Genomic DNA, 6,347 nt, shown 5'->3' on the forward strand with positions numbered 1-6,347 from the left:
GTAATCTGCATAATTCCGATCGCACTAGAAACAGCCATTCCCATCGCCCAGGGAGAAGAACCGAGAAAATGCAGAATGATTAAACTGGTGAGAGCAGCGAAGAAATTGCCCCCAATGACATTCCGGGGTTGAGCCAAAGGGCTGTCAGGGACACCAAAGATCAGAACGCTTGTAGCGCCAAAGGGAGCCATTAGTAAAGGAGAATTAGTTTTTACAGCAAGATAGGACGTTGCAGTGATTGCCAAAAAACTGCCAATCCAACTCCAAAAAATATGCCGAGGATGAGGTCTGTCTATTGGGCAGGCCAATGGACACGATCGCCATCTCCCAAGGGTTTTAAACAAATAACTTTCCCATTTCAGTTGAATTTTTTTAAGGTCAATCATAAATCAGGTTACTTGATAACCAGGCTTCTTAAATTGTCTGAACTAGCCTCCGGTAAAGTTAAGATATCATAACAATTTATCAAAAAGTAGCTAAAGACACAGATTTTTTACTTCTATGCCAATGAAGCTGCTGCTAAGCACTCGGTTGGAACGGCCTAGCAAGTTTGGTCGGTTTTGCAACAAACGTTATCGGCAGTCGCACAACTTCACCGTTAGCCGTCAGAGTTATTGATGAGGGTAAAGCCAGAGGTTATTTGTAAGGTGCGATGCCAAGTAACCATGAATTGAAAGATCGCACTCACACTTGGGATAAGTTTCTAGTGGAGAATGCGATCGCAGTTTTTTGGTTAGTGCGAGCGTCTCCCTCGCACTCGGATATAATTACGAACTTAATCTTCGCTACGGAGAGTTTTCCCACTCGGCGGTAAGCTTGCGGAAATTGTATTGAGACGCGCCGGGGTGACAAGTAACGCAACTGCTGATATTTGCGGGTTGTGGCAGTTTTACTTTAGGGTGCAGTGCTTTGAAATAGCGAGAACTGGCGACTCGGTAGGCGAGTTCTTCGTCTTTTGCTTGGGGACGAGAAAAAGTTTGCAGGTAGTTCCAGACTAGCAGGCGGGGCGGGTCTACTAGCAGTTTGATGGTTTGTCCGTAGTGTTGGGAATCTTGCAGCAATCTGCGCCAAGTTTCTGTAGGTAATACTTGGGGCGGTAAACCGATGTGACAGGTGGCGCAGTTTTCAAGGTACACTTGCTGTCCGAGTTGGTAGCGTTCGGGGATGCGATCGACTGTACCAGTATCCTCGATCGAAGAAACCTGAGCCAGTCGTGGGGGAGTGCCAGAATAGGCAGTCTGAGCTGCAACCCATCCGCCGCAGGTACAACAGATAATTATCAATACTAGCAACGTTGAGTAAAGCCCCCGCAAGCCTACTCTGCGACGTTTGCGGGGTTTTTCCTGTTTCATAATTCTGAATTTATTTTTGGTTAAATCACTGGTATGCTCATGCCTTCGCGGGCTAAGCAGCTATTGGCGAAAACTGCCTGTACCTCTGCTTCTGTACGATCGAGAAAATTGTCGTCGTGACCCGGATCGTGGTGAAACATCACGATTTTTTTGACTCCAGCAGCTTTCGCTATTTCTACTCCTGCTTGCCAAGTCGAGTGTCCCCAGCCAACTTTTGGGGTTTTGAAGTCGTAATACTCTTCGTTGGTGTAGTTGGCGTCGTAAATCAGCACGTCGGCGTTGCGAGCTAGGTGTAACACGTTGTCGTCCAGGCGATCGGGAAAATGTTCGGTATCGGTGCAGTAGACGGCTGTGTGCCCCTCCCAGGTGACTCGATATCCGATCGCCGTATTAGGATGGTTGAGCAGTGCCGTTTCTATTTTCACATCGTCGAGTTCGAGAATATCCCCAGGCGTCAAATCGTTGAATTTGAGGTCTGACTGCATTACCTGGATGGGGACGGGAAAATTGGGGTGCAGCATTTGGTCGGCAAGACGGTGTTTGATGGTAGTGCCGTTGGGGGCGATCGCACCGTAAATATGAAAGCAGTTCCCTGGGATAAAGGCGGGAGTAAAGAACGGAAACCCTTGAATGTGATCCCAGTGAGTATGACTAAAAAACATATGGGCTTCCACTGGCATTTGCCGCAGCAGGTTGAGCCCGAGAACTCGCAGGCCCGTACCGCCGTCAAAGATCAGGCGTTTTTTACCCAAGCGCATTTCTACACAGGAGGTGTTACCTCCGTAGCGAAGTGTTTTGGTGCCGGGGGTGGCTATGCTGCCCCGCACGCCCCAAAACTGAACGACAAACTCGGTCAAAGGACTATTTTCCATTGTGGCTTTGCGATCGGAAGGCTGTGGATTGGGTAGAGAGGGTGCGGAATCTGGCATTTTTTTTTGTTTTGGCGGCAGGAACTTGGGAGTTGAAATCTTAGTTTTTAGTTTTTAGTTTTTAGCAATCTGTACTATAATCAAGCGCTTTATCGGCAAACCATCCGAGTGCCGAACACTTGGGCTGTTAGAATTCTTAACCTTACCGATTCGTGTAGGAGATGTCACGCTTGAGAGATTATTTTTTGCATCCTGCGGGCTGCCCGGCGTGTTCTGTGTTCTTAGATCAAGATAGCGCCGATCTATCTAAGTGTTAGGGTAAAATTTCCTCAAACGTAGAACGCATTCCCCTGGGGTATAATTTGCGCTTAATCTTACTCTAGGAGTAGTATTTTTTTCAAGATTGGGGCCGGGGCGGGGTTTTGAGGAATGCCGTTCCGCTGACTCGGCATTCACGACTGATTTGACCTTCTAGCTATCCGTTCCTCGACTGCATCCCTAGACGTGCAGCAGTCGCCTTAAGTTCGGGCTCCTGAGTTTTTAGTCGGATTGTAGTCGAGGAGTGCGGGTTAGGGGCTTATTTGCGATCGGCTGCGATGCACTTTTCCACTAAGGGCATGACTTGATCGACATCTTGCCAACCCAGAATTTCCGTGACTTTTTTTTCCAAATTTTTGTAGGTTCTAAAAAATTCGGCTATTTCGTCCAAGCGGTGGGGGGCTACGTCTTTGAGGGACTTATAGTGAGCGTAGCGGGGGTCTTTGTCGGGAACGCACAGCAGTTTTTCGTCCCTGTCGCCTCCGTCGATCATTTCCAGCATTCCGATCGGACGGGCTGCGATTATGCACCCTGGAAATGTGGGCTCATCCATCATTACCATGCCGTCGAGGGGGTCGCCATCATCGGCTAAGGTATTGGGTATGAAGCCGTAGTCGCACGGATATTGGACTGAGGAAGAAAGCACCCGATCGAGAGCAAAGGCTTGCAAGTCTTTATCAAATTCGTACTTGTTTTTGCTACCGGCGGTAATTTCGATGAGGACGTTGAGCAGTCCTGGTTTCGGCTGTGCCGGAATTAGCGATAAGTCCACAACAATATCTCCAAGTTAACAGATGATTGGGATGAGTGCTACTTGCCAAATCCCTTTGATAGCATTTTACGGGCGATCGGGGCCGACGGTTGCATGAGATTGACCGAAAGCCCAGGAGTGCGATCGGGGTTGCACAATTTGAGGATGATGTTTGTGGGGTGTCCCGCCTGCGTGGCAAATACACCGGAAAGGCCCGACGCCCATCCCGCAGTTTGAGGGGGCTATGATTTGAGAGGGCGATCGGAGAGATTTTCAGAGCCATTTATTCTTTTTACCGTCTGTCCCAGTTCTTTGAATTGTCAATCCCAACCACTGGCTTAGTTTTGTCGCTAACCACTCGATTTCTGATCCACTTAGTCCCTCCTTCACTCCTAGTCGATATTTTTGGTTGCCGGCTTGAATAATCAACTGAGAACCACGGTCAAATTTTTGTTTGGTGTCACCCCTAGTGTCTTCAAATTCTTCAATTTCCAACTGACAAATATCCTGCCTGGGATCTGGCTGGAAATGATTCCATCTCAGCCCCAGCAGATGGCTGCTATAGGATATTTGTTGGCGATCAATTACCAGATGTAATTCCCGAAATAGTGCAAAGATCGACATTACTCCAGCCGCTACTAAAAAACTGCCTGATATCATCCTCAAAATCAATGGATTTATCGGACTTTGGTAATAATTAGTCCACAATGCGATACTCGCAGCAACCGCACCCGAAAGTATGGAAACCCAATCAAAAGCGAATCCATGCGGCGGAATTACAATCTCTATCAACCCCGAATTTTTTGTTAATTTAATATCGCTGCCTCGCGGCTGCACGGACATAATACTTTTGGATATTTCGCGGGGATTTGCGAGCGACTTCGATGCTTTCCCAGCCGAAGATAACCGTTTTTCCAAACTCGGTTCGGTCATCCACTCCAGCCAATCAATTAAATTAGGATTGAGGTACGTGGCTCGATCGGCAAATAGAATTTTTAAATCCTGCTGCGACAGTTCGGTGGGATGCAAACCCGTTACCAAATAAATTAAAGTCGCACCCAAACCGTACAAATCCGAAGCCGGAACGGAGCGCCCGCCAAATTGTTCCGGCGCCATATATCCGTATGTTCCAACTACTGTAATCGTACCGCCAAATTTTGCAGCTTGGTTCTGCACCGAACCGAAATCAACTAAATAAACTTGTCCAACAGTGTGACCGGATCTGTTTGTTGTGCAGTAAAATATTGCTGGGTTTAATATCGCGGTGGATGACAGGGGGATTGCGCTCGTGCAAATAAATCAAAATTTCTAACAGCGATTTAGCTAATTCTTTTACCTCGCTTTCGCTAAAATTACGGCCCAATCGCAAATGTTCTTCTAAAGTTTTTCCCTCTACATAAGTCTGTACCAAGGCAAATCCTTTATTGTCTGGTTCGTCTATTTCCATGTAATCGAGGTAGCGGGGAATTGCTGGGTGAGAAAGCGTTTTTAAAGTTTCCGCTTCCCGTTCAAATAGCTTGATGTCTTGCCATTCAAAATCGCTGCCGAGGAATAGCTGTTTGATGACAACTAATTCTTGAGTTTCCAAATCGCGAGCTAGCAGTGTTTTGTGACCAGTTTTTTTTCCCAGTAGCCGCTGCATTTCGTAGCGTTCTGCTAATATTTTGCTAGTCATGTTTTTTCCTTTAATTTCAATTAAAGTCCACTTTCTTTTTGATACCACCGGGCAAAAGACTTGCTACCTATCCCCATTGATAGCCCTGCAATGAGCGATGGTGCCACAACAACAAAAATATAATCAGTCAATGAGGGTACATAACTAAACGTATCGTCCCAAGGGTCAAAAAAAAGAGACTCCAAACCGAGCGTCTTCATAAAGAGGATGCTTGTAAAAGTACAGATTTCCATACCTATCACAGTTAAAACCTGTCGGTGAAGCTGGGGATTAGTTAGGGGAAAAAACCACGTGATCGTCACAAGTGAGATGATAATTCCGTTCTCCAAACCCAGCATTGCGCCGAGAAAAAGGCCGAGGATTCCTCCCGCAACTGTCCCCAGAATTGGCAACAGAAAGGTAGCGTAAAATGCTGCACAAATTCCTACAGCTATAGCACCTGTCCCAGTGCTGCGCCAAATTGCAGTTGCGAACAACCTGCAGCTACTCACCATTTTCCCCATTCTCAATGTTTTGGAATATTTATTTATTTCCTGTGGTTTTTCTAGAACTTCTATTGCTATTTGGACTGAAGCGGGACGGCGATCTAAACTGGGATGTGTCATCCACTTCAGCCAATTGGTAAAACCGGAACTTAGTTGGGTGAATTGCTCGAATTCGATCTGCAAATCTTTCTGCGGCAAGTCGGCAGGATGCTGCTTGGTAATTAAGGCAATTAATGTTGCTCCCAAGCCGTACAAGTCCGAAGCGGGAACTGCCCTGCCGCCAAATTGTTCGGGTGGCATATAGCCATAGGTTCCGACAACGGTGACTGTTTTTCCTTGTTGGGTTGCTAGGGTTTGAACTGCACCAAAATCGACTAGGTAGACTTCGCCGACGCTGTTGCCCGATCGATTCTTGAGTAAAATATTGCTGGGTTTAATGTCGCGGTGAATCACCGGGGGCTGTCGCTGGTGCAGGTATGCGAGGATGTCTAATAATGCTGCTGCTAATTGTTTGACTTCGCTTTCGCTGAAAGTGCGGCCGTCTGAAAGATATTCTTGTAGGGATTTGGCTTCGATGTAACTCTGAACTAGGGCGAATCCTTTGCGGTTGGGGGTGTCGATTTCAAAGGAGTCTAGATATCGGGGAATTGCGGGATGGGATAGGGATTTTAAGGTTTCGACTTCTCGCTCGAACAGTTTTAAGTCTTCCCAGTTAAAATCGCTGCTGAATGAGAGGAGTTTGACTACTACTTGCTGTTGGGTTTTTAAGTCGCGGGCGAGTAAAGTTTGCCTTCCTGCTTGCTTGCCGAGCCGCCGATCCCACTGATAGCGATCGGCTAATATTTCTTTTGACAAATCGCCGATGTTTTCTCCGCTCATGTTCTCTTGCCCTAGAAC

At 47.0% G+C, this 6,347-nt stretch carries 8 protein-coding genes; 1 reads left to right on the plus strand and 7 read right to left on the minus strand.

All coding sequences use genetic code 11. The annotated features are described in order from the left end of the window. The 4 genes from QUA38_RS29455 to QUA38_RS21250 all read right to left on the minus strand — a co-directional run. Window positions 1–245: HPP family protein (locus tag QUA38_RS29455; RefSeq protein WP_445305083.1), on the minus strand; the 245-nt coding region annotated here is incomplete at its 3' end. Between the two features lie 540 nt (window positions 246–785). Next, the gene (locus QUA38_RS21240; RefSeq protein WP_333165247.1) at window positions 786–1,352 is read right to left on the minus strand and encodes a diheme cytochrome C; all 567 of its coding nucleotides are present in this window, start codon (window positions 1,350–1,352) and stop codon (window positions 786–788) included. Window positions 1,353–1,372: 20 nt separating this feature from the next. Then, window positions 1,373–2,281, minus strand: a complete 909-nt coding sequence (locus tag QUA38_RS21245) for an MBL fold metallo-hydrolase (RefSeq protein ID WP_333165249.1) — start codon at window positions 2,279–2,281, stop codon at window positions 1,373–1,375. Between the two features lie 517 nt (window positions 2,282–2,798). Next, entirely contained in the window at window positions 2,799–3,311 is a 513-nt protein-coding gene (locus QUA38_RS21250) for an inorganic diphosphatase (RefSeq protein ID WP_006634582.1), read from the minus strand. 42 nt (window positions 3,312–3,353) lie between these two features. On the opposite strand from QUA38_RS21250, the gene QUA38_RS21255 reads away from it, so the two are divergent. Next, a complete protein-coding gene (locus QUA38_RS21255; RefSeq protein WP_333165250.1) occupies window positions 3,354–3,527 on the plus strand; it encodes a hypothetical protein in 174 nt (57 codons plus the stop codon). Window positions 3,528–3,563: 36 nt separating this feature from the next. On the opposite strand, the gene QUA38_RS21260 is transcribed toward QUA38_RS21255, so the two are convergent. From QUA38_RS21260 to QUA38_RS21270, 3 genes are read right to left on the minus strand one after another with little or no spacing between them, the layout of a single operon-like run. Then, window positions 3,564–4,466: a hypothetical protein gene (locus QUA38_RS21260; RefSeq protein WP_333165252.1), complete on the minus strand. Its 903-nt coding sequence runs from the start codon at window positions 4,464–4,466 to the stop codon at window positions 3,564–3,566. 10 nt (window positions 4,467–4,476) lie between these two features. Continuing rightward, complete coding sequence (locus QUA38_RS21265; RefSeq protein ID WP_333165255.1) at window positions 4,477–4,965, minus strand: protein kinase domain-containing protein; 489 nt, start codon at window positions 4,963–4,965, stop codon at window positions 4,477–4,479. Window positions 4,966–4,985: 20 nt separating this feature from the next. Continuing rightward, entirely contained in the window at window positions 4,986–6,329 is a 1,344-nt protein-coding gene (locus QUA38_RS21270; RefSeq protein WP_445305084.1) for a serine/threonine protein kinase, read from the minus strand. Window positions 6,330–6,347 lie beyond the last annotated feature (18 nt).

Source organism: Microcoleus sp. Pol12B4 (assembly GCF_036701385.1).
GTDB lineage: Bacteria > Cyanobacteriota > Cyanobacteriia > Cyanobacteriales > Microcoleaceae > Microcoleus.